This is a genomic window from Histidinibacterium aquaticum, from assembly GCF_008710275.1.
Lineage (GTDB): Bacteria > Pseudomonadota > Alphaproteobacteria > Rhodobacterales > Rhodobacteraceae > Oceanicola > Oceanicola aquaticus.
The window spans coordinates 859,704-881,185 of the sequence record NZ_VYQE01000001.1 but is presented as its reverse complement, the minus strand read 5'-3'; the positions used below and the strand labels follow the sequence as shown (position 1 = coordinate 881,185).

Below are 21,482 nucleotides of genomic sequence, written 5' to 3'. Positions count from 1 at the left end.
GTCAGAGACCTTCGGCGAAGGTGCGCAGCTTGGGGCGCGTGCCGAGCAGGATCAGCTTGTCGTCGGCATCGAGCGGCGTGGCGCAGGTCTCGCCTCCCAGCCAGTCCGATCCGCGCATCACGCCGATGGCCCTGACGTCGTGCTTGGCGGGCAGGTCGAGCTCGTCGAGGCGCTGCCCGGCGAGCGACTCGGGCACGATGAAGTTGACCACGTAGTTGCCGTTGCCGAGCGAGGCGAGGTCGCGGATCAGCGGGTTGTGGATCATCTGGGCCAGCGACCGGCCGATCTCCTCCTCGGGGTGCACCACCCGGTCGACGCCCAGTTTCGACAGGATCCGGTGGTGCGTGCGGCTGACCGCCTTGGCCCAGATCTGCTTCACGCCAAGCAGCCGCAGGTTCATCACCGAGAGGATCGAGGCCTCGATATCCGAGGCCATCGCAACGACGGCCACCTCGCAGTCTCCGACCCCGGCCTCGCGCAGCGCGGCCTCGTCCCGGACGTCGAGGATCAGCGCCTGGCTGAGTTTCTCCGCGTGGTCCGAGACGATCTTGCGGTCGATGTCGATGCCCACGACATCGTTGCCGAAGCGGGCCAGCTCGGTGGCGATCATCGCCCCGAAATTGCCGAGACCCAGTACCGCGATACTCCGGTTCTTTCGCGCCATGACGGCTCTCCCGAAAACAGAGCGCCAATCTGGGACATTCCGGGGCGCATGCAAGGGCAGGGCGCCGGCGGCCCGGCGTTATTCCAGGTTGAGTTGCCAGGACACGCCGAACCGGTCCTGAACCCAGGCGAACCGCCTGCTGAAGCCGTGGTCGCCCGGCTCCATCAGGAATACGCCGCCGTCCTCGAGGGCCGCGGCGAGCCGGTCGAGCTCGGGAGCGTCGGTGCAGGTGACGAAGAGCGAGCTGGATGGCGTGAAGTCGAAGCCGTGCTCGATCGGGCTGTCGCTGAGCAGCACGGTCTGCCCGGCGATGCGGATCGAGCCGAGCATGACGGTCCCCTCGGGGCCCGGTCCCTCCGGCCCGAAGGTCTGTTTCACCAGCACGGCGTCCTCGTCGAAGAGCGAGGTATAGAACTCCATCGCCTCTCCGGCGCGGCCGCCCTGGAACATGAGAAAAGGCTGGATGCGCTCGGCCATCCTCCGACGATAGGCGCGGCCCGGGCATCCGTCACGCGGGAAAACGGAATAGGGTGACCCAGCGTCATTGAATTGCTACCCTCAACTCCGGCAACCGGAGGAGAGACCCATGACCCCCCAGCCCGGCGGCTGCCTCTGCGGCGCGCTCCGATACGAGGTCACCGCTCCGCCGGTGCGCGTCACCTTCTGCCACTGCCGCTTCTGCCAGCGCGCGACCGGCGCGCCCTATTTCATGGAGCCGATCTTCGAGGAAGAGGCCTTCACCTTCACCGCCGGAACGCCGCGGCTCTACGAGCACCGGTCCGAGGGCAGCGGCAAGATGATCCTCGCCCACTTCTGCGAGACCTGCGGGACCAAGCTCGTCTACACCTTCGAGCGTTTCCCGGGTCTGCTGGGCATCTTCGGCGGGACCTTCGACGATCCTGACTGGATCAAGTGGGACGGCGAAAACGCCAAGCACATCTTCCTGCAGACCGCCCTGGCGGGCACCGTGCTTCCCTCGGGTGTCCCGACATACATCCGGCACGCGACGACCAACGACGGCGTGCCGGAGGAGGCGACCATCTTCGATCACCCGCACCCCGTGGCGCTGGGCGGCAATAGTTAACAGCTCAGCCGTTAACCATAGAAATATATGCGGATCAAAGGCTTGCCGGGGTGTCCAAGCTTGGACACCCCGCCGGGGGGGCCGCTCAGACCACCGTGCAGATGTATTTCATCTCGAGGTAGTCATCGATCCCGTGGCGCGAGCCCTCGCGCCCGAGGCCGGACTGCTTGACCCCGCCGAAGGGCGCCACCTCGGTCGAAATGAGGCCGGTGTTGACCCCCACGATCCCGTATTCCAGCGCCTCCTGCACCTTCGTGACCCGGCTGAGGTCCCTGGCGAAGAAGTAGGAGGCCAGCCCGAAGATCGTGTCGTTGGCCTTCTCGATCACGTCGTCCACGTCGGTGAACCGGAAGAGCGGCGCGAAGGGCCCGAAGGTCTCCTCGGTCGAGACCTTCATGTCCTGCGTGGCCTCGGTGACGATGGTCGGCTTGAAGAACTGCCCGCCCAGCGGGTGATCCTCGCCGCCCGTCAGGACCTTTGCCCCCTTGTCGAGCGCGTCCTGCAGGTGCTCGCGCACCTTCTTCACCGCGTCGGGCTCGATCAGCGGCCCGAGCTCCGTGCCGTCCTCCAGACCGTCGCCGACCGAGAGCTGTTCGACCTTCGCCTTCAGCTTCTTCGCGAACTCGTCGTAGACGGCGTCCTGCACGTAAATCCGGTTCGCACAGACGCAGGTCTGGCCGTTGTTGCGGAACTTGCAGGCGATGGCCCCGTCGACCGCTGCGTCGACGTCGGCGTCGTCGAAGACGATGAAGGGCGCGTTGCCGCCCAGCTCCATCGAGCACTTCTTCACCTGGTCCGCCGCCTGCGAGAGCAGGATGCGCCCCACCTCGGTGGAGCCCGTAAAGGTCAGTTTCCGCACCTTAGGATTCTCGCAGAATTCCTTGCCCACCTCCGACGAGGAGGTCGAGGTCACCACCGAGAAGACCCCGGCGGGCACCCCCGCCTCCTCGGCGAGCTTGGCCATGGCGAGCGCCGAGAGCGGCGTCAGCTGTGCGGGGCGGGCGACGAAGGAGCAGCCCACCGCCAGGGCAGGCGCGACCTTCCGCGCGATCATCGCGGCGGGGAAGTTCCAGGGCGTGATCGAGCCCACGACGCCCACCGGCTGGCGGATCACGCTGATCCGCTTGTCGGCCTGCGGGGCAGGGATGGTCTCGCCGTAGACCCGCTTGGCCTCCTCGCCGAACCACTCGATGAAGCCGCCGGCATAGGCGATTTCGCCGCGGCTCTCGGTCAGCGGCTTGCCCTGCTCGGCGGTCATGATGCGCGCCAGGTCCTCCTGGTTGGCCATCATCAGGTCGTACCACTTGCGCAGCACCGCGGCGCGTTCCTTGGCCGGACGCTTCGCCCAATCGTGGCGCGACCGCTCTGCGGCGTCGATGGCGCGGGCCACCTCGGCGCGAGAGAGATCCGGCACCTTCGCGATCACGTCGCCGCGGGCGGGGTTCACGACGTCGAAGCTCTTGCCGCTCTCGGCCTGAACCCACTCGCCGTCGACGTAGGCGGCCTCGCAGACGAGAGACGGATCGGAGAGCAGGGATTTGAAATCTGTGGCATCATCGAGCATGGGGCAGCTCCTCGAGGTTTGCGCCCGGGCGCGGCGCGGATCAGGATGGTGCCTGAGAAACACCGGAGGTGCCCCTTGGGTCCGGACGACGCCTACGCCAACGCCCCCTACATTCCCGACGGCGAGAGCTATCCCGCCCGTTGGGCTGCGGAGGCTGCCGCCTTCCGCAACCGCCATCCGCCGGACGTCGTGCCTTACGGCGAAACCACGCGCCAGGCCTTCGACCTGTTCCTGCCCGAACAGGAGCCCCGCGGCCTCGTGGTCTTCGTACACGGCGGCTACTGGATGCGCTTCGGTCGCGGGGACTGGTCGCACCTTGCCGCCGGGCCGCTTTCCGAGGGCTGGGCGGTGGCGATGCCGGGATACGATCTCTGTCCCGACGTCCACATCCGCGACATCACCCGTCAGGTCGCCCGCGCCGTGACGGTCGCCTCCGAACGGGTCTCCGGCCCGCTGAGGCTCGCCGGTCACTCGGCGGGCGGGCATCTCGTGGCCCGGATGTGCTGCTCCGACGTCTCGCTCACCGAGCGCGGTCGGATCGAGCGCATCCTGCCGATCTCGCCGGTCTCCGATCTCGAACCGCTCCGTGAGACCTCGATGAACGACACGCTTCGCATCGACTCCCGGGAAGCCGAGCAGGAAAGCCCGGTGCATCACCCCGCGCCGGACTGCCCGGTGCACGTCTGGGTCGGCGGCGACGAGCGTCCCGCCTTCATCGACCAGGCGCGCTGGCTGTCCGCCTCGTGGGACATGCCGTTGACCGTGGAGCCGGGGCGACACCACTTCGATGTCATCGACGGCCTCGCGGACGCGGCGAGCCCGCTCGCCCGCGCGCTGCTCTCCTAGCCGAACCGCTCGGCCCAGTTGGGCAGCAGGTCGCCCTCCGCCGCGCTCGCCGCGAAGACGCCCCGCGCGATGGCCCGCGACAGGCAAAGCGCCGCGCCGTGGCCCAGCCTGACCGGGTCCGCCTCCGGTCCCGTGCCGGTCGAGAGCGCGAAGACCAGGTCGCCATCCATCGGCGTATGGGCGGGTACCAGTGCCCGGGCGATCCCGTCATGCGCCGCCGTTGCGAGCCGGGTGCATCCCGCCTTGTCGAGAGGCGCGTCGGTGGCGACCACGGCGATGGTCGTCGCGGTGGCGTCAAGCTTGGTCCGGGGCCAGTCCGAGGGGACTGTCCGGGCCAATCCGCGCCCGCCGAACTCTCCGCCGATTTCGAAGGGCGCCGCCCAGAAGTGCGGCCCGCCGTCCACGACGGCCGATCCCAACGCGTTGACCGCGACGAGCGCCGAGACCGTTGCGTCCCCGACCTTCAACGAGGCGGTTCCCAGCCCGCCCTTCAGATCGGCGGTCAACGCGCCGGTGCCCGCGCCGACGCTGCCGACCGCAACCTCCTCCGAGGCCGCCTCCAGCGCCGCGCGGCCGAGGGCAGGGTAGGGCGAGCGGTCCCAATTCTTGTCGCCGCCATTGGCCAGATCGAAGAGAATCGCCGCCGGAACGATCGGGACCCGCTGGCCCGCCACCTCGAACCCGCGCCCCAGCGCGCGCAGCCCCTCCGCGACTCCGTCCGCCGCGGCCAGCCCGAAGGCCGAGCCGCCCGAGAGAACCAGCGCATGCACTTCGCCCACCGTCTTGTCGGGGGCCAGGAGGTCGGTCTCCCGCGTTCCGGGCGCGCCGCCCATGACCTGCACCCCGGCGCTGAAGGGGCGCTCCGAGGTCACCACCGTCACGCCGGATTTCAGCGCCGGGTCCGAGGCATGGCCCACGAGGATCCCCGGCACGTCCGTCAGACAATTCCCAGGTCCTGTTTCCATGGCGCCTCCCGTCCTGACCTTCCGTCACGCAGCTGTCACGTCCGCGCGCCAGAAGGTGCGCGCAGACAGTCACCGAACAGGGGGATATCACATGTCGTTCCGCATCACCGCGGTCAGTCTTCTCGCCTTGGCCGCCGCGCAGCCGGCCTTCGCGCAGGCCTTCAACCGCATCGCGTCCTTCCCGGTCGCCTCGAACATGGCCGAGGGCGTGGACGCCACGCAGGCCACCTCCTCCGAGATCATCGCCGCCACCGAGGACGGCATGACACTGGTCTACACCGACAGCCCGCTGGGCGTTCTGGGCCGCATCGACATCACCGAGCCCGCCAATCCGCAGCCGCTCGGCAACGTCGAACTGGATGGAGAGCCCACGAGCGTCGCCGTGATCGGCCAGACCGCCTTCGTGGGCGTCAATACCTCCGAGAGCTTCACCGACCCCTCCGGCCGCATCGCGCAGATCGACATCGAGAGCGGTGAAGAAACCGCCAGTTGTGACCTCGGCGGCCAGCCCGACGCGGTCGCGAAGGCGCCCGACGGCTCGTTCCTCGCCATCGCCATCGAGAACGAGCGCGACGAGGACCTCAACGACGGCGCGCTGCCGCAGATGCCCGCCGGTGCGCTGGTCATCGTGAACGTCGCCGAGGGCGACCTCGCCTGCGACACGATCAACACCGTCGACCTCACCGGCCTCGCCGAGGTGGCGCCCTCCGACCCCGAGCCGGAGTACGTGACCGTCAACGCCGAGGGCGAGATTGCCGTCACCCTGCAGGAGAACAACCACCTCGTCGTGGTCTCGAGCCAGGGCGAGATCCTCAGCCACTTCTCCGCCGGCGCCGTGGACCTCGAGAACATCGACGCCACCGAGGACGACGCGCTCGACTTCACCGAGAGCCTGTCCCCGGTGAAGCGGGAGCCCGACGCCGCCGCCTGGATCGACGACACCCATTTCGCCACCGCGAACGAGGGCGACTACGAGGGCGGATCGCGCGGCTGGACGATCTGGAGCCAGGACGGAGAGGTCGTCTACGAAAGCGGCGCCTCCTTCGAGCACGCGCTGATCGAGATCGGCCACTACCCGGAGGGCCGCTCCGAGAACAAGGGCGTCGAGCCCGAGAGCGTGACCTTCGGCGAATACCGCGGCACGCCCATGGTCTTCGTCGGCTCCGAGCGCGGCTCGGTCGTCGGCATCTACGATGTGACCGACCCGGCGAATCCGGTGCTTTCCCAGCTCCTGCCCTCCGGCATCGGCCCCGAGGGCTACGTCACCATCCCCTCGCGCGACCTGCTGGTCTCGGCCAACGAGGAAGACCTCGTCGAGGACGGCGGCGCGCGCGCCCATGTCATGCTCTTCGAGTACCAGGACGCGGAGCCCGTCTACCCGATGATCACCTCCGCCGGGGCGGATGAGATGATCGGATGGGGCGCGCTCTCCGGCATGGTGATGGGCGACGACGGCATGATCCGCGCCGTGACCGACAGCTTCTACGCAGGCCAGCCCTCGATCCTGACCATCGATCCCGCGCAGACCCCCGCCCGGATCACCTCGCGCATCATCGTGACCCGTGACGGCGCACCTGCCGAGGCGATGGACCTCGAAGGCATCGCGCTCGACGGGAAGGGCGGCTTCTATCTCGCCAACGAGGGCCGCGCCGACGGCAGCCGCGCCAACGCGATCTGGCATGTCGATGCCGAGGGCGTGGTGCAGGACGAGTTCGTTGTCCCCGAGGAACTGACCTCCGGCGCCACCAACTCCGGCCTCGAGGGCGTGACCGTCGATGGCGACGGCACGATCTGGGCCGCCGTCCAGCGCGAGTGGGCCGACGACCCCGCGCAGCACGTCAAGCTCCTGGCCCTCGATCCCGAGACCGGAGAGTGGTCCGCCGTCCACTATCCGACGGAAGAGCCCACCTCCGGCGGCTGGGTCGGCCTCAGCGAAATCACCTGGCATGATGGTGCGCTCTACCTGATCGAGCGGGACAACCACCTTGGCCAGACCGCGGCGCTCAAGACCGTGACGCGCGTCGACATGGCAGGCGTGGAGCCCGTCGCGCTCGGCGGCGACTATCCGGTGGTCGAGAAGACCATGGTCCGCGACCTGATGGAGGACCTGACCTCCACCGGCGGCTACGTCCTCGACAAGGTCGAGGGCCTTGCCATCGCCGAAGACGGCACGGTCTGGGTCTCCACCGACAACGACGGCGTGGACGACCACTCCGGCGAGACGATGTTCTGGTCCTTCCAGCTCGACTGAGCCCGGCCCCAGACGGAACAAGAGCCGCGCGGGTCCCCTCGCGCGGCTCTTTCCTTGCGCGGGGACCGCTTCTAGACTGACGCCGCGTCGCCTGTTCCGGCCGCGCCAGCATTTGCCCGGAGAGCCCCGAGATGGCCGATTTCGATACCCAGATCCAGCAGAGCCAGTCCCAGGTCGCCGAGGCGCAGAGCAAGATTTCCGAGCTCACCAGCCGCATCGAGGCCGCTCGCCAGAAGATGGCGCAGGAGAACGAGGTCGCCATCGACATCGAGACCGCGACGCTCGACGAGGTCCATGCCCATACCGAAGCGATGAACGCCAACATCGCCGAGCTCATCATGGGCCTCGACGACGTGACCGCGGGCTTCTCCCGCGACTTCGAGGAGATGCGATCGAAGACCGGATGGGAGAGCTTTGTCGGGGTCTTTTCCAAGGCCAAGTCCGACTCCATGCGGCAGGAGCGGATGCGCACCGCCTCCATCGACGACAAGCTGCAGGACCTCATCGCCAAGTCCGACACCATCACCCACCTGCTCGAAGGCCAGCTCGCGATGCTGACCGAGCAGAAGGACAAGGTGGAGACGAACCTGCAGGAGACGCTGCAGGAGCGTGAGCAGGTCGTGGCCGATCTCGAAGAGGTCCGCACCGGGATCCAGGACATGGATCCGAAGATCATCGACCTCGAGAACCGGATCTCGGTCGAGCAGGATGCGGGAGAGCGCACGCGGCTGGAGACGGAGCTGGCCGAGATGAACACCCGCTACAACGCGCTGGTGCGGGACGAGCAGGTCAAGATCGCCCGCTCCCAGACGCTCGAGCGCTACATCGAGAAGGGCAAGACCTGGATCGACAGCCTGCAGAACCAGGCCGCCACGCAGATGGTGCTGATCAACAAGCTGCAGACCGACACCCGACAGCGGGTGGTGCTCTACGACGCGCTGTCGAAGTCGCTGAAGACCGCCCAGCAGCAGGACGTGGCCCACCGGATCAACGAGATCGGCGTGAAGACCGACCAGGAGGCGCAGACGGCCATGGCCGCCATCGGCTCGGCCACCAACTCGCGCATGGCCGACATGCTCGAAGCCCACGGGGATCACATGGTCTTCGCCCGCGAGGTGCTGGAGCAGAAGGCCCGCGCCGACGAGCGCTTCGTCCGGCGCTTCCAGAAGATCGTCGAGGCCCACGACAGCAACCGCTACGGGGCCTGAGCGATGCCCGCGCCCGTGTCGCGCCCGGCGTCCGATCCCCGAGACGGCGGCGGGGGGCCATGACCGACGGGACCCTCGATCACTTCCGGCTGGAGGACACGCGCGTCACCCGCCGCTACTTCGCCAAGTTCCGCGCGATCACCGGCCACATGGGCCGCGTCGCGGGGGCCATGGAGGCCGAAGGCCGGCTCGCCCGCCCCGAGACCGAGGTGCTCGCCCGCTACCTCGTGGCGCTCTCGTTCACCTTCCGGGCGCTCTCTCACAAGTACCTCTTCTCCGGCCGCTGGGCCCATGCCGGGCGGCTCACCCTCGACCGCGTCGAGTCCGGTTTCCCCGTCTTCCACGAGCTGCTCACCATGGCGAGCGACGCGTCCCAGGCCGAGCGGCACCTTTCGGGCCTGCCGGACGCGGGTCGCCTCAAGGACGAGATGGTGCAGACCATCGTCGGCGAGCTGGAGATCCCCACGAAGCTGCAGTTCGCCCTCTCCCAGCGGCTCTACTACGAGGAGCTCCGCCGCGGCGGGCTGTTCTGGGCGCGCAACGACCCGCAAGCCGTCTGGCTCGGCACCGAGGGCGCACGCCGCCGCTTCCTGCTGCACTGGGCGGTCTACGACAGCCAGGTGAACCTGCCGCAGGTCTACCTCATGGAGGTCGAGGAGACGGGCCGCACCGGCCTGCCCAGGGACGAGCGTCGCTGGCCCGAGCTGCAGAGTCACCTCATGGCCCAGGCGCTGGGCGGGCTGAAGCTGCTGACCATCGCCCGCGGCGTCGACGAGGACTTCGACGACATCCACCCCAAGCGCCTGCGCCGCTTCCATCTCGGGCCGATGTATTCCGCCGCCTTCACACGCCAGAGCGGTCCCGTCGCCCAGGTGCTCGAGGCCGCCCGCGCGCCCGAGGGAGACGACTGGGCGCTCGCCTGGACCGAGGAGGACCTGCGCAGCGCCTCGGTCGAGCAAGTCCCGAGCGGCTGGTTCGACCGGGTCGAGCGGCAGGTCTTCGCGCTCGATCCCTTCTCCGCGCGCGGCGCAGAGACCGGCGCCACCGAGACGCAGCGCGCCATCATCCTGCCCCAGCGCCCCTACCAGGCGCTGGCCGAACTCGACCCGCCGGGGTTCCGGGAGGTGCGCAAGTTCGTCGTGGGCGCCGGCGGCCGGGTGCTGAGCTACCGATGAAGAAGGGAGTTCACCCATGACCCGCGACGTCGCCCGACAGGGTGGAGGAACTCGCCCATGAGCCTGACCTCCGACCAGATGGAGCTCCGCGAGGAGGAGATCCGCAAGCATTACCCCGCCGCGCTGACACTGCTGGAGGGCATCGACCACAGCCCCCGCGTCGCCCGCGCGACCTCGCCCGACAGGGCGGAGGAGCGCTCCCCCGGCCTCGGGACCCGCCGTGCCTTCCGCAGCACGACGCCGGGGCTCGCCACCCGCCGGCCGACCGCGACACAGGGCGTCCGCCTCATCGAACGGATCGAGGGGACGGACGAAGACGCGCTGATCTCGCCGCTCCAGGCCACGCTCCTCGGTGCCCTGCGCCGCAGCCTCGCCATCGCCCTCGCAGTGGCCGAACACTACGCGGAGCGCACCGACCTCGCCGAGCTGAAACGCGCCAACCTCGAAGGGACGCTGCCCGCGACCCGTCGCGCCGACTTCACCGAATTGCTGGCTGCCGAGGCGCTCGTCACCGGCTTCACCTTCTCTTCCGCCGCGGCCTTCCACCTCGCCGACCATGCGGGCGAGGCGCGGGTCGAGGTGGGCGAGGTCGAGGAGATCCTCACCGAGAACGGCCATCTCGCCCTGCACGGGCTGCTCTGGGAGATCGACCGCGCTCTCGCCGCCCATGCCGCGACCGAGTCGCAGGCCGTGGCCGCCGTCATCGCGGTGGCCGAGGGGGCCATGGGCAAGATCGCCGCCCGCGCCGCCTCCGCCCCGCGGCTGGAGCCCTTCACCGCCGCCGCCTGGCGGGTGGAGGAGAGCGGCTTCGCCGTCCGCGGCTTCGCCCCGGCCAGCACCGCGCGCTCCACCACGCTCACCATGACGTTCAAGGCGCCCCACGAGGTCGTCGGCAACCACATCGCCAAGTACCAGGCGCTCCGCCTGGCCAAGATGCTGATGGCCTACGACTTCGACCGGCGGCTCAATCCCTTCGCCGAGCTCGGCGGCTTCATCTTCACCTTCATGGGCGACGGCAAGCCCGGCACCGGCAAGACCACGCTGATCCAGATGATGGCAGGCCTGCTCGACGAGTACTGCCGCAATGCGGGCTACCCCTTCCGCTACCGCAACCTCTCGACCGAGAACATCGACAGCTACCAGGGCAAGTCCGGCCAGAACGCCAAGGCCTTCATCGACTACGTCCTCGACCCCGCCGCGATCGGCTTCGGCACCATCGACGACATCGACCAGCTGGCCGGCAAGCGCGGCGACCGCCAGTCCTCCGCCGGCCAGCTCGAGATCACCGCCGTGCTGATGGAGAGCTTCGCCGGTGCCAATACCGTCGTGCGGGGCAACTGCACCTTCGGCATGTTCTCGAACTACCCCGAGAACGTCGACGACGCCCTCCGCCAGAGGGCCGGGGCGCGGTTCCTCGTAGACGGCCCGCAGAGCCGCGAGGACTACATCGACATTCTCCACCTGCTGTTGGGTCAGCACCACGATATCCCACTCGGCCAGCACGACCTCTACGCCGCGCAGGAGATCCGCCGCGCCGTGGCCCGGTCCTACGAGGCGCATGCCCAGCCGCAGGAGGACGGCCTGCGCGTCGTCTTCGACGAGGTGCGGTCACGGGTGGGTGAGCTTGACACACTCGCGCGGCTCGGGACCTACCTGAAGGCCATCCAGGAGGCGGACGAGCGCTTCACCGGCCGCGCGATCAAAAACATCACCGACGCGGTCAAGGTCCGGGCCATGGACTTCGAGCTGCCCGACGAGTGGATGGAGCGGCCCGATCTCTTCCTCTTCCGGCCCTACGAGGAGAAGACCGCCATGATCGAAGAGCTCAGACGTCCCATCACGGCGGAGATGGTCCTGCAGGAGATCAACCGCTACGCCGACAGCGAATTCCGCTACGCCGGAAGCTCCGACGAGGCCGCGGTCGAGGCCATGGTCCGCGACATGACCCGCACCGAGGAGGCTCGCCGCCGCTTCGCGAGGAGGGCCTGATGCGTCGCCCCTGCCTTGTCCCTGCCGACTCGGGTCGCGGACCGTCACCTGTCTCGTTTCATCTCGCCTCCTCCGGCGCCCCCACTGGGGAAGCGGCCGCTCATCCGGGTCCCGACCCTCTGCCAACGCCGGTCTATCCCCCGGACCCTAAGATACCCCTAACCGGGCGCCACGCGACCGGAGGGGCCCGATGATCGAGACCTTCGCGCAGAGCCTGATCCTCCCCGCCATCCTCCTCGGCGCCCTCGGCTGGGTCGTGCCGCGGCTCATGGCCCGCATCTTCCCCGAGGGCGTCAAACCCCTCTTCGCGCTCGCCTTCTGCGCCGCCGCCGTCATGACCTTCACCGCCATGGCCATCTTCCTCGGGCTCTACCTCGCCCACGGCATGACCCTCGGCCAGCTCTTCCGCCTCGGCCTGGTCGACGGCCTGCTGCACCTCGCCCGCCTCGGCGCCGCCTCCGCGCTGATCTGGGCGCCCGTTCTGGTGCTCAGCGTGGCGGGACTGCCGAAGCAATGGGTGGAGGAAACCTGGTGAGAAGGGCACGCCCATGAAACGCCTGATCGAGCGCGGCCTGATGTTCGGCAACCTCGTCCACGTGGCCTCCCCGGTCCTCGTGGAGCGCTACAACCGGGCGCTGGAGCATCTGACAGGGCGCACCACCGCTCTGACCGACTTTCATATCGACATTTCCGGCTATTCGCCCGAGGTGGGGCAGGAGCTGGGCGATCCGCTCTACCTCAACCCCAAGGGCGTGAACCGGCAGTTCATCCTTCTGACGACGGCGCAGAAGACCGCGCCGCTGCTCGACGCGACCTTCTCCACTTCGCGCGGCATCCTGCGGCAGTTCATCGAGACCAACGAGGCCCAGCTCTTCGCCCTCACCGCCAAGGACGCGGTGGCGGGCGAGCTGGTGAACTCGGTCTTCGTGGCCGAGACGCCGGCCGACCTCTTCACGATCCGCAAGATCACCGTCGAGGCCGATACGACCGAGGGCACCGTCCGCACGGCCGAGCGGCTGGGCACCCTCATCGACCGCTTCCGAACCGAGGAGGATGCCTGGTACGACGACGTGCTCATCGCCGAGATGATCGGGCTCGCCCGCGAGACCGGCGACGTCGTCCGCAACCCCGTGCGGCTGGAGCGGATGACCTTCGACCAGCAGAATTCCTGGACCGCGCTCTTCGGCGGGCTCTACCTCTTCCGGGGCGTCCCCGAGCCCGGTGTCATCGCCGCCGGCGACAAGGCGGCGCTCGGCCCCATGCCCGTCGATACGGTGCTGGACCTCTCCGACCGGAACGCCATCGCGGGCTTCCTTGAACGCAACGGCCTCGTGGAGCCCATCGTCCGGGCCCGCGGCATCGACGGCGCGGCGATCCTGCACCAGAAGATGGAGTTCATCACGGCCGCCACCGCCGCGGGGCAGGGCGAGACCCTCACCGGCGCGACCCGCCGCGATCTCCGCCGTATCGCGCGCCGACACGCCGACCTCCTGCCGCCCGAGTACCACCACCTCGCGGCCCTCGCCCGCTGGGCCGAGGACGCGGGCCCCTGGCCCCGCATCACCGCCGACGACGCCGCCTACTTCTACACCCTGCGCGCCGCCGCCGGACCCGACGCCGACCTCGTCAACCAGCTCCTCGCAGAGCTCTCGCCGCTCGACGTGCGCCAGCTCTTCATCTGCCACAAGCCCGCCTTCTACGCCGCCTACGCCACGTGGCCCGAGGAAAAGCGCGCCTATGTGGCGGAGCTGCTCGCAACGGAATATGCTGTCGACAAGGCCGGGACGCGCGAGGCGCTCTTCGGCCACGAGGCGCCGATGGACGATCCCGCCCCGGCGGCGGATCCGGAGCTGCTGGACCGGGTCGGTCCCTGGGGCGCCGTGCGACGGAGGTAAGACGAATGCAGTTCGTGCGTCTGGTCCTGCTGCTGCTGGCCGCGATGACCGTGGTCTACGTCTGCGTCTCGCTCTACTCCCGCTCCGTCCGGCGCGAGAAGCTCGAGGACAGCTGGGACGCGAACCCCCAGGGCGACGCCGGCGACCGCCGCCGCTTCATCGAGCAGGGCATGGTCGAATACGAGCATTCCCTGCGCAAACGGCTGATCCTGCTGGTTTACGTCGTCCCCGTCGCCGTGATTTCCATCATAATGTACATGATCAACTGAAGGCCCCGGTCCCATGCGCAATATCCGGCGGGTGCTCCGCCTCATCGTCCTGCTGATCGTGGGTCTCTTCCTGCACTACGTCATGCCGCAGCAAGACGTGGCCCGCATCACCTCGACAGAGGTCATTCGCACCGACTTCTCCGGCGTGAACCGCTGGTTCTACGCGCAGGCCGACGCCGGCGCGACGGAACAGGCGACGCGCGATCTCAGGCTCATCAACGCCGAGCGGCGGCGCACCTACCTCTTCGGGCTGGTGCGCGGCGGTCTGCAGACCATGGTCTACCGCAACGAGGACACCGGCTGGATCTACCCGCCGTACTTCAAGTTTGACAGCTCGGACCTGCAGGCCGAGGCGGCGGCCGAGATCTCGACGCAGGAGCCCTACGACTGGAAGGTGATCACCCACTACGGCTGGCGGATCCGCTTCCTGTCGATCTATCCCAACGCCGTTTCGATCCGCGACGCGCCCGGCCCGGATTTCCGGCCGATCCCCTGGGTCAACATCGTCATCTTCATCGCCCTGATCGTCGGCTACTTCTTCGTGCGGGCCATGTGGATGCAGTTCCGCGAGCGCACGCTCGATCCCATGCGCGACCGCGTGGGCGACAGCTACGACCGGACCGAGGCCCGCCTGCAGGAGCGCCGCGGCCGCTTCCGCACCTGGCTCGACAGCTGGAAGTCCAAGGACCGCCAGTAGCCCCCGAGCGCCGCCCCGCCTGCGGCGGCGCTTCCCTGCCGCTTTCCCGTAGGGAAGCCTGTCTCTCGCGGAACCGTGAGACGCAGGCCACGTTCGCCCCCCAGACTTGATGACAACGGGACGAGGGCGCGCAGGCGCCGACGCGTTTGCGCGATCAGGGGAGAACTGGAGAGCGACATGGTCGACACGAACACTCATGGCGGCCCGCAGGGCCGGACATCCCGAGACGAGGCCCGCACCGAGGCCCACGACCTCAAGGAAGAGGCCCGCGCGGCCGGGCAGGACGCCTATCAGCGCGCGAGCCAGGAAGCCCAGGCTCAGGGAGAAGCGGCGAAGGGCCGCGCGGCAGACGAGGTCGGAGACATTTCCTCCGCCCTGCGCCGGGCGGCGGAAGAAAGCCGCGAAGGCTCGGCGCAGCAGCAGGCCTTCGGCCGGGTTGCGGAAAGCCTCGCGGAGTTCTCCGACGAGATGCGCAACAAGAGCTTCTCCGAAGCGGCGCATGATCTCGACGGCTTCGCACGGCGCAACCCGCTCGCCTTCCTCGGCGGTGCGGCACTGCTCGGCTTCGCCGCCACCCGCTTCGCCCGCGCCAGCTCGCGCGACGAGCCGGCCGCCTACCCTCATCCCGACGAGCGCTTGCCGGCGGATCGTGCCCCGGCCAGCCCGGCGGCGACCGCCACGCCCGCAGCGCCCGCAGTCAACTCCGGATCGGAGAGCTACTGATGACCTACCAAAGCACCTATGAGAACGGAAACGGCGCCGAGACGGCGGCCGGCGAGCGTCCGAAGGAGGGCACCGCCGCCCTGCTGAGCAGCGCGCTGGAGCATGCCTCGGCCCTCATCCGGGGCGAGATCAACCTCGCCAAGGCCGAGGTCAGCGAGAACATCGACCGCGCCACGGGCGCGCTCATGGGCCTCGCCGTGGGCCTGGTCTTCGCGATCGTCGCGCTGAATGCCTTTTCGGCCGCCTTCGTGTCCTGGCTGTCCGCAGCTTTCGCGATCGGTCCCGGCCTGTCCTCGCTCATCGTCGGCGTGGTCTTCGGCCTGATCGCCCTCGCGCTCGTCATGCGCGGCCGCTCCGCGCTGAAGGCTCGCAATCTCGCGCCGACGCGCACCACCGACAACGTCCGCAAGGACTCCCGCACCCTGAAGGAGGCGACCCATGTCCGCTGATCGCAGCTCCGCAGACATCGAGAAACAGATCGACCGCGAGCGCTCGGAACTGGGCGCCACGCTGACCGAACTCGGAAACCGCATGACCGTGGATCACCTGTTCCGCGAAGTCACGACGCAGATCCGGACGCACGGTGGCGAATTCGGCAAGTCCGCCGGCACGCAGGTCAAGAACAACCCGATGGCGCTGGCCATCACCGGCATCGGCCTCGGCTGGCTGCTCTTCGGGTCGAACCGTCCGCCGCAGCAGCACGCCGGCACCGACAGCCACCTCGCCGAGCCTGCGCGCGAGCGCTACGGCTATCCGGCCGAGCTCACCGAGACGAGCCGCTATCGCGCCCGCGCCGCGGCGGCACGCCCCGGCTGGTACGAGCGCGCCGGTGACGCGCTTCGTGGGTCGGGCAACGGCTCCGACAGCTCCGGCTCCTGGCGGGACAGCGCCTCGAACGGCCTGAACAAGGCCCGCGGCAAGGCCAGCGCTGCCGGACACGACATGTCCGCCCGCGCGGGCGAGGCCCGCACGCGGCTTCGCGAGGGGACCGACCATCTCTCCGAAGAAGCTCGTGAGCGGGTGATCGCCGCCCGCGAGCGCGCCATGTATGCCCGCGAGAGAGCCGGTCGGGGCCTGTCCCAGGGTGCCGACACGGCGGCCGACTTCTATGATCGGCAGCCCCTCGTCGCGGGCGTTCTCGCCCTTGCCGCCGGCGCCCTCGTCGCCGGCATGGCCCAGCGGACCCGCTGGGAGGACGAGAACGTCGGTCCCTATCGCGACGACCTCGTGGACGAGGCCGAGCGCATCTACCGCGAGGAAAGCGAAAAGGCCGCGGCCGTCGCCAACCGTGCGCGTGGCGAAGTCGAGACCATCGCCGAAGAGAAGCGCGAGCAGGCGGATGCCTCCGCGCCCGGCGACAAGTCCGCCGTCAAGCAGGCGGGCGACGAGGTGCGCGGCGCCGCCGAACGCATCCGCGACGCTGGCGAAGACGAGGCCAAGCGTCAGGAACTGGGCAAGCCCCAGCACCACTGACGCGACGACCTGATCGCCTGAACCAAGAAACGGCCGCTCCGAGGGGGCGGCCGTTTTGCTGTGTATGGGATATGGTTAACGTGACAGCGCGTTAACCAATTTTTTCTTTAACTACATGCGTTTAGGACTCTGTCCAAACTTGGACAGTCACTCTCCGTAGGGCACCCAGACCGTCTTGATCTCGGTCGCGGCCTCCAGGAAGGCGCGTCCCTCGGCGCGCTCCCAGTCGGTCGCGAGACCGTTGTTGACCCAGGTCCGCTTGAGATTTCCGGCGCTCCGCCGCTCGATCTCCTTCGAAAGCTCGGCCCCCGAGAACGACCAGACCGCATCGAGATCGAGGTGGTCGGCCATCACCGGCGCCAGCTCCTCGTGGCTGCCCGTGAGAATGTTCACCACGCCCCCGGGCACATCCGAGGTCTCGAGTATCTGGTAGAAGTCCGTCGCCGCCAGCGGCGCGGGCTCGGAGGCGACCAGCGTGATCCGGCAGCCCATCGCCATCGCGGGGGCCATGAGGCTCACCAGACCCAGCAGCGGCGACTCGTCCGGGCAGAGCGCTCCGATCTTGCCCACCGGCTCTTTCAGCGCCAGCGCCATGCCCCGAAGCGGCACGCCCTTGGCCTCGCCGTCGAACTTGTCAGCCCAGGCCGCGTAGGTGAAGAGCCGCCGGATCGAGGTCTCGACCTCTGCCTTGCCGCCCTTGCCGGTCATCGCGTCGACCCGCGCGGCGAATTCGCCCGCGCGCGCCGAGAGGTTCTCGGCCAGGTAATAGAGGATCTGCGCCCGCTGGTGGCCTGACGTCCTCCCCCAGCCCGCGGCCCCGTTCATCGCCTCGACGGCGTTGCGCACGTCCTTGCGGTTGCCCTTCGGCACCTGCCCCAGCAGCGTACCCTTCGGCCCCCAGACGGGCATGGAATAGCCGCCGTCCGGCCGGGCCTGCTTGCCGCCGATGTAGAGCTTCGCCGTCCGGTCGAGCGGATCGGCGGCAACCGCCTCACCGGTCTGCGGCTCGACCCGCTTCAGCCGCTTGCCCTGTCCGGCGGGCTTGAGATACGCGCCCAGGCCTTCCCAGCCGCCCTCGCGGCCGAAGCCCGACTCGCGCATGCCGCCGAAGGGCGCCGCCGCGTCGAACATGTTGGTTCCGTTCACCCAGACCACGCCCGCCTGGACCTTCGGCGCCACGTCGAGCGCGAGATTCAGGTTCTCCGACCAGAGGCTCGCCGCCAGCCCGTAGCGGGTGTCGTTGGCGAGGGCGACGGCCTCGGAAGGCGTGCGGAAGGTCATCGAGACGAGCACCGGCCCGAAGATCTCCTCCTGCATCAGCTTCGAGGCCGTCGAGAGGCCGGTGACCAGGGTCGGCGGGTAGAAACAGCCCTCCGCCGGCATCGTCACCTCTGCGCGGTAGGTCTCTCCCTCGGTGTTCTCCTCGACCATCCGGGTGATCGTCTGCAGCTGGACGGGGTCGACGATGGCGCCCACGTCGATCGACTTGTCGAGCGGATCGCCGACGCGCAGCTTATCCATGCGCGCCTTGAGCTTCTCGTGGAACCGCTCGGCCACGCCCTCCTGCACCAGAAGGCGCGAGCCGGCGCAGCAGACCTGCCCGCCGTTGAACCAGATCGCGTCGACGAGGCCCTCGACCGCGCTGTCGAGGTCGGCGTCGTCGAAGACGATATAGGGGCTCTTGCCCCCCAACTCGAGCGTCAGCGCCTTGCCCGTCCCGGCGGTCGCCTCGCGGATGCGGCGGCCGACGGCGGTGGAGCCGGTGAAGGCGATCTTGTCGACCTCGGCATTGACGATCATCTCGCCCACCGCACCGTCGCCGGTGACGATGTTGACGACACCCTTGGGTACGCCCGCCTGGCGGCAGATGTCGGCGAAGAGCAGGGCCGTCAGCGACGTGTACTCCGCGGGCTTCAGCACCACCGTGTTGCCCGCGGCGAGCGCCGGGGCAATCTTCCAGGCGAGCATCAGCAGCGGGAAGTTCCAGGGCACGATCTGCCCGCAGACCCCCTGCGCCACCAGTCCGGGGCGCTCGGAGTCCAGCAGCTGCGCGTAGCCCGCGTGGTGGTAGAAATGCCGGATAGCGAGCGGCACGTCGATATCGCGCGCCTCGCGGATCGGCTTGCCGTTGTCGAGGCTCTCGAGCACCGCGAAGAGGCGGGAGTTCTTCTGCAGCAGCCGCGCGATGGCGTAGAGCACCCGGGCCCGCGCGTGTCCGTCCTTGGCCCAGGCAGGCTGCGCCTTGCGCGCGGCCTTGACCGCGGCGTCGACGTCCTTCTGCGTGGCCTGGGTCACGCTCGCCAGCACGTTGCCGGTGGCGGGGTTCTTCGCCTCGAAGGTCTCGCCCGGGTCGGTGAAGGCCCCGTCGATGAAGTGGCCAAACCGGTCGCCCATGTCCACCAGCCAGGCCAGAGCCTCGGCCGCGCTCTCGGGGGCGGGGCCGTAGTCCATCGTCTCGAAGATTTCCTTGACGGTCATCATGTTCTCCTATGCCGCGCTAGCCGCACGGAAAGACGTCGCTGATTATCGATGCAGTGACGACCAGCGCAGGCTCGTCACCGATTGCGGGGGTCAAAGCGATGAGACGACTCGCGTTGGCATCGAACAGTCTTGTCAGGTCGGTTCTAGTTGTCCCGTTCGGAATGCATGCTTGCTCTGTCATCGTGGCAAAGTCGCCGGCGGCTTGCATGAAACCATTGCAGAAGCTGATCCACTCCGGGTCGGGACGCGTGCAAGCATCTAAGAGGTCTCGGGCCGTAATTTCGGTCTGAGCCGTCGCCGCCGAGGAAATGCAAAGGAGACTGAGCGCAAAAGCCTTTGCCGAATAGGGGTTTTGGGAAGCGATTGGCACAGCCATCAGCCCATCGCGTGACGCCAGGAGGCGGAATAGGCCCCCGTGACGTGGTGCTCCAGCTGCCGCTCGATGTCGCCAAGGAGCGATGAGGCGCCGAAGCGGAAGAGGTCGGGGGAGAGCCAGCGGTCGCCCAGCTCCTCCTTCATCAGGGCCAGGTACATCAGCGCGTCCTTGGCCTTGGAGATGCCGCCCGCGGGCTTGTAGCCGACCTTGATGCCGGTGCGGGCCTCGTACTCGCGGATCGCGCGGATCATGACCAGCGTGACGGGCAGGGTGGCGTTGACGCTCTCCTTGCCGGTCGAGGTCTTGATGAAGTCGGCGCCCGCCATCATCGCCACGAGGCTCGCCCGGGCGACGTTGCGCAGTGTTCCCAACTCGCCGGTCGCGAGGATCGCCTTCATGTGCGCCTCGCCGCAGGCCGCGCGCATTTCGGCCACCTCGTCGTAGAGCGCCTGCCAGTCGCCCTGCAGGACGTGGCGGCGGGAGATGACGATGTCGATCTCGCGGGCGCCGGCGGCGACGCTCTCGCCGATCTCGGCAATGCGCAGGTGGAAGGGGGAGAGACCGGCCGGGAAGCCTGTGGAAACGGCGGCGACCGGGATGCCGGAGCCCTCGAGGGCCTCGACGGCGGGGGCGATCATGTCGTGGTAGACGCAGACAGCGCCTACGGTGAGCCCCTCCAGCCCTAGCGCGGAGAGGATCCCCGGCGAGACCGGCTGGCGGGCCTTGGCGCAGAGCCTGCGGACCCGGCCCTCGGTGTCGTCGCCCGCCAGCGTGGTGAGGTCGATGCAGGAGACGGCCCGCGCGAGCCAGGCGGCCTGGTGCTCTTTCTTGATCGACCGTCGGCCGGGAAGGGTGGCGCAGCGGCGTTCGATGGCCGAAGTATTGGCCTGCACCGAGCGGACCCAGGCCATGTCGAGCGGCATGCCGTCGTTGCGCGGCTCGTGCACCGAGGGGAGATGGGCCGCGCCCACGCTCGTCGTGTCCGTCGTCGTGTCCAAGGCAGCCTCCCGAGCCGTGCGTGAAAGGGTCTCACGCCGCCGGGGGCTTGGCAAGGATCGCACGCGGGGTCAAACCCGCCGCTGCGTCACCGCTCAGGCGGGCTGGATCAGGTCGCGCTGGTGCGCCTTGCGGTAGCGCTGGGGCGTGATCCCGTGATGCTGACGGAAGAGCTTGTGGAAGTGGCTGAGGTTCGGAATGCCGCAGTCGGCGGCGATCTCGGCCAGACTGTCGAGCGTCCCCGTCAGGCGCTTGGCGGCATAGGCCATCCTCTGCGCGTTGACGATCTCGGACGGGCTCTTGTCGAGGTATTTGCGCGCCATCCGGCTGACGTGCGGATGGGCCCGCCCCGCCACCCGCGCGAAGCCGGCCGCGCCCTCGCGGAAGATGCGCGGGTCCTCGGCCGCCGCGCAGGCGCGGGCCAGCCAATCCGGCGCGTCAGGCGGCACGAGGTTCGCCCCGTCCAGAAGCGACGCGAAGAGCGGAAGAAGAAAGGCCTCGGCCTCCAGCCCGTCGCGACGCGACCGGTCGAGGCGAAGCGCCGCCTGGTTCATCTGGGCGAGCTGGCGGATGTCGCGGTGAACGCGGACCGGGGTCGGCTCCTCCGACCAGAAGAACCGCCCGGCCAGTGCCTCGTGCCGCTGACCGAGCGTATCGATCAGATGCGGGTCGAAGACCAGGAGGACCGCCAGAGTCTCGTCGGCCCGGGCCTGGAGGGCGTGGGCGTCGGAGGCGCGCAGGAACACCACGTCGCCCTCGACCATCTCGATCCGGCTTTCGGCGAGGTGAAGCCTGACAGCGCCGTTCTGGACCCAGACGAGCACGG

At 68.9% G+C, this 21,482-nt stretch carries 20 protein-coding genes; 13 read left to right on the top strand and 7 right to left on the bottom strand.

What is annotated here, in order from left to right; translation table 11 throughout:
* Position 1 precedes the first annotated feature (1 nt).
* Positions 2–664 carry a potassium channel family protein gene (locus F3S47_RS04420; RefSeq protein WP_150443980.1) on the bottom strand — a complete coding sequence of 221 codons (663 nt, stop codon included), beginning with the start codon at positions 662–664 and terminating at the stop codon, positions 2–4.
* A 78-nt stretch (positions 665–742) separates the two neighbouring features.
* Positions 743–1,141, bottom strand: a complete 399-nt coding sequence (locus F3S47_RS04415) for a VOC family protein (RefSeq protein WP_150443979.1) — start codon at positions 1,139–1,141, stop codon at positions 743–745.
* A gap of 109 nt (positions 1,142–1,250) precedes the next feature.
* Here F3S47_RS04415 and F3S47_RS04410 point away from each other — a divergent pair, with 109 nt between their 5' ends.
* Positions 1,251–1,748 (top strand): GFA family protein, encoded by a 498-nt coding sequence (locus tag F3S47_RS04410; protein ID WP_150443978.1) that lies wholly within the window; start codon positions 1,251–1,253, stop codon positions 1,746–1,748.
* A gap of 85 nt (positions 1,749–1,833) precedes the next feature.
* Here the strand turns inward: F3S47_RS04410 and F3S47_RS04405 are convergent, their stop codons facing one another.
* On the bottom strand, positions 1,834–3,312 hold the full coding sequence (locus tag F3S47_RS04405) for an NAD-dependent succinate-semialdehyde dehydrogenase (protein ID WP_150443977.1): 1,479 nt from the start codon (positions 3,310–3,312) through the stop codon (positions 1,834–1,836).
* Between the two features lie 75 nt (positions 3,313–3,387).
* On the opposite strand from F3S47_RS04405, the gene F3S47_RS04400 reads away from it, so the two are divergent.
* Positions 3,388–4,158 carry an alpha/beta hydrolase gene (locus F3S47_RS04400; protein WP_150443976.1) on the top strand — a complete coding sequence of 257 codons (771 nt, stop codon included), beginning with the start codon at positions 3,388–3,390 and terminating at the stop codon, positions 4,156–4,158.
* Here the strand turns inward: F3S47_RS04400 and F3S47_RS04395 are convergent.
* Positions 4,155–5,123 (bottom strand): P1 family peptidase, encoded by a 969-nt coding sequence (locus F3S47_RS04395; RefSeq protein WP_150443975.1) that lies wholly within the window; start codon positions 5,121–5,123, stop codon positions 4,155–4,157. The genes F3S47_RS04400 and F3S47_RS04395 overlap by 4 nt on opposite strands.
* A gap of 91 nt (positions 5,124–5,214) precedes the next feature.
* Here F3S47_RS04395 and F3S47_RS04390 point away from each other — a divergent pair, with 91 nt between their 5' ends.
* From F3S47_RS04390 to F3S47_RS04340, 11 genes are all read left to right on the top strand, one after another.
* Positions 5,215–7,374 (top strand): esterase-like activity of phytase family protein, encoded by a 2,160-nt coding sequence (locus F3S47_RS04390; RefSeq protein WP_150443974.1) that lies wholly within the window; start codon positions 5,215–5,217, stop codon positions 7,372–7,374.
* A 131-nt stretch (positions 7,375–7,505) separates the two neighbouring features.
* The gene (locus F3S47_RS04385) at positions 7,506–8,582 is read left to right on the top strand and encodes a coiled-coil domain-containing protein (protein ID WP_150443973.1); all 1,077 of its coding nucleotides are present in this window, start codon (positions 7,506–7,508) and stop codon (positions 8,580–8,582) included.
* A gap of 59 nt (positions 8,583–8,641) precedes the next feature.
* Entirely contained in the window at positions 8,642–9,757 is a 1,116-nt protein-coding gene (locus tag F3S47_RS04380) for a hypothetical protein (RefSeq protein WP_150443972.1), read from the top strand.
* A gap of 57 nt (positions 9,758–9,814) precedes the next feature.
* Entirely contained in the window at positions 9,815–11,746 is a 1,932-nt protein-coding gene (locus F3S47_RS04375) for an AAA family ATPase (protein WP_150443971.1), read from the top strand.
* Positions 11,747–11,936: 190 nt separating this feature from the next.
* Positions 11,937–12,281, top strand: a complete 345-nt coding sequence (locus tag F3S47_RS04370) for a hypothetical protein (RefSeq protein WP_223877714.1) — start codon at positions 11,937–11,939, stop codon at positions 12,279–12,281.
* Between the two features lie 13 nt (positions 12,282–12,294).
* Complete coding sequence (locus F3S47_RS04365) at positions 12,295–13,641, top strand: DUF6638 family protein (protein ID WP_150443970.1); 1,347 nt, start codon at positions 12,295–12,297, stop codon at positions 13,639–13,641.
* Positions 13,642–13,646: 5 nt separating this feature from the next.
* Positions 13,647–13,910, top strand: coding sequence for a hypothetical protein (locus tag F3S47_RS04360; RefSeq protein WP_150443969.1), 264 nt, complete (start codon positions 13,647–13,649; stop codon positions 13,908–13,910).
* Between the two features lie 13 nt (positions 13,911–13,923).
* On the top strand, positions 13,924–14,607 hold the full coding sequence (locus tag F3S47_RS04355) for a DUF1523 family protein (RefSeq protein ID WP_150443968.1): 684 nt from the start codon (positions 13,924–13,926) through the stop codon (positions 14,605–14,607).
* Positions 14,608–14,784: 177 nt separating this feature from the next.
* The gene (locus F3S47_RS04350) at positions 14,785–15,330 is read left to right on the top strand and encodes a hypothetical protein (protein WP_150443967.1); all 546 of its coding nucleotides are present in this window, start codon (positions 14,785–14,787) and stop codon (positions 15,328–15,330) included.
* A complete protein-coding gene (locus tag F3S47_RS04345; RefSeq protein WP_150443966.1) occupies positions 15,330–15,779 on the top strand; it encodes a phage holin family protein in 450 nt (149 codons plus the stop codon). Before F3S47_RS04350 ends, F3S47_RS04345 begins: the two co-directional genes overlap by 1 nt.
* On the top strand, positions 15,769–16,803 hold the full coding sequence (locus F3S47_RS04340; protein WP_150443965.1) for a DUF3618 domain-containing protein: 1,035 nt from the start codon (positions 15,769–15,771) through the stop codon (positions 16,801–16,803). Before F3S47_RS04345 ends, F3S47_RS04340 begins: the two co-directional genes overlap by 11 nt.
* Positions 16,804–16,950: 147 nt before the next feature.
* Here the strand turns inward: F3S47_RS04340 and F3S47_RS04335 are convergent, their stop codons facing one another.
* From F3S47_RS04335 to F3S47_RS04325, 3 genes are all read right to left on the bottom strand, one after another.
* On the bottom strand, positions 16,951–19,281 hold the full coding sequence (locus tag F3S47_RS04335; RefSeq protein ID WP_150443964.1) for an aldehyde dehydrogenase family protein: 2,331 nt from the start codon (positions 19,279–19,281) through the stop codon (positions 16,951–16,953).
* A gap of 378 nt (positions 19,282–19,659) precedes the next feature.
* Positions 19,660–20,658, bottom strand: a complete 999-nt coding sequence (gene deoC, locus F3S47_RS04330; protein ID WP_223877713.1) for a deoxyribose-phosphate aldolase — start codon at positions 20,656–20,658, stop codon at positions 19,660–19,662.
* A 93-nt stretch (positions 20,659–20,751) separates the two neighbouring features.
* Positions 20,752–21,480, bottom strand: a complete 729-nt coding sequence (locus F3S47_RS04325) for a helix-turn-helix transcriptional regulator (protein ID WP_223877712.1) — start codon at positions 21,478–21,480, stop codon at positions 20,752–20,754.
* Positions 21,481–21,482 lie beyond the last annotated feature (2 nt).

Bases quoted from the DNA above. Each gene is read 5' to 3' on its own strand.
- F3S47_RS04390 (WP_150443974.1), top strand. From the start codon at position 5,215: ATGTCGTTCCGCATCACCGCGGTCAGTCTTCTCGCCTTGGCCGCCGCG.
- F3S47_RS04385 (WP_150443973.1), top strand. From the start codon at position 7,506: ATGGCCGATTTCGATACCCAGATCCAGCAGAGCCAGTCCCAGGTCGCC.
- F3S47_RS04350 (WP_150443967.1), top strand. From the start codon at position 14,785: ATGGTCGACACGAACACTCATGGCGGCCCGCAGGGCCGGACATCCCGA.
- F3S47_RS04365 (WP_150443970.1), top strand. From the start codon at position 12,295: ATGAAACGCCTGATCGAGCGCGGCCTGATGTTCGGCAACCTCGTCCAC.
- F3S47_RS04345 (WP_150443966.1), top strand. From the start codon at position 15,330: ATGACCTACCAAAGCACCTATGAGAACGGAAACGGCGCCGAGACGGCG.
- F3S47_RS04355 (WP_150443968.1), top strand. From the start codon at position 13,924: ATGCGCAATATCCGGCGGGTGCTCCGCCTCATCGTCCTGCTGATCGTG.
- F3S47_RS04375 (WP_150443971.1), top strand. From the start codon at position 9,815: ATGAGCCTGACCTCCGACCAGATGGAGCTCCGCGAGGAGGAGATCCGC.
- F3S47_RS04360 (WP_150443969.1), top strand. From the start codon at position 13,647: ATGCAGTTCGTGCGTCTGGTCCTGCTGCTGCTGGCCGCGATGACCGTG.
- F3S47_RS04340 (WP_150443965.1), top strand. From the start codon at position 15,769: ATGTCCGCTGATCGCAGCTCCGCAGACATCGAGAAACAGATCGACCGC.
- F3S47_RS04405 (WP_150443977.1), bottom strand. From the start codon at position 3,312: ATGCTCGATGATGCCACAGATTTCAAATCCCTGCTCTCCGATCCGTCT.
- F3S47_RS04420 (WP_150443980.1), bottom strand. From the start codon at position 664: ATGGCGCGAAAGAACCGGAGTATCGCGGTACTGGGTCTCGGCAATTTC.
- F3S47_RS04335 (WP_150443964.1), bottom strand. From the start codon at position 19,281: ATGACCGTCAAGGAAATCTTCGAGACGATGGACTACGGCCCCGCCCCC.
- F3S47_RS04415 (WP_150443979.1), bottom strand. From the start codon at position 1,141: ATGGCCGAGCGCATCCAGCCTTTTCTCATGTTCCAGGGCGGCCGCGCC.
- F3S47_RS04395 (WP_150443975.1), bottom strand. From the start codon at position 5,123: ATGGAAACAGGACCTGGGAATTGTCTGACGGACGTGCCGGGGATCCTC.
- F3S47_RS04370 (WP_223877714.1), top strand. From the start codon at position 11,937: ATGATCGAGACCTTCGCGCAGAGCCTGATCCTCCCCGCCATCCTCCTC.
- F3S47_RS04380 (WP_150443972.1), top strand. From the start codon at position 8,642: ATGACCGACGGGACCCTCGATCACTTCCGGCTGGAGGACACGCGCGTC.
- F3S47_RS04410 (WP_150443978.1), top strand. From the start codon at position 1,251: ATGACCCCCCAGCCCGGCGGCTGCCTCTGCGGCGCGCTCCGATACGAG.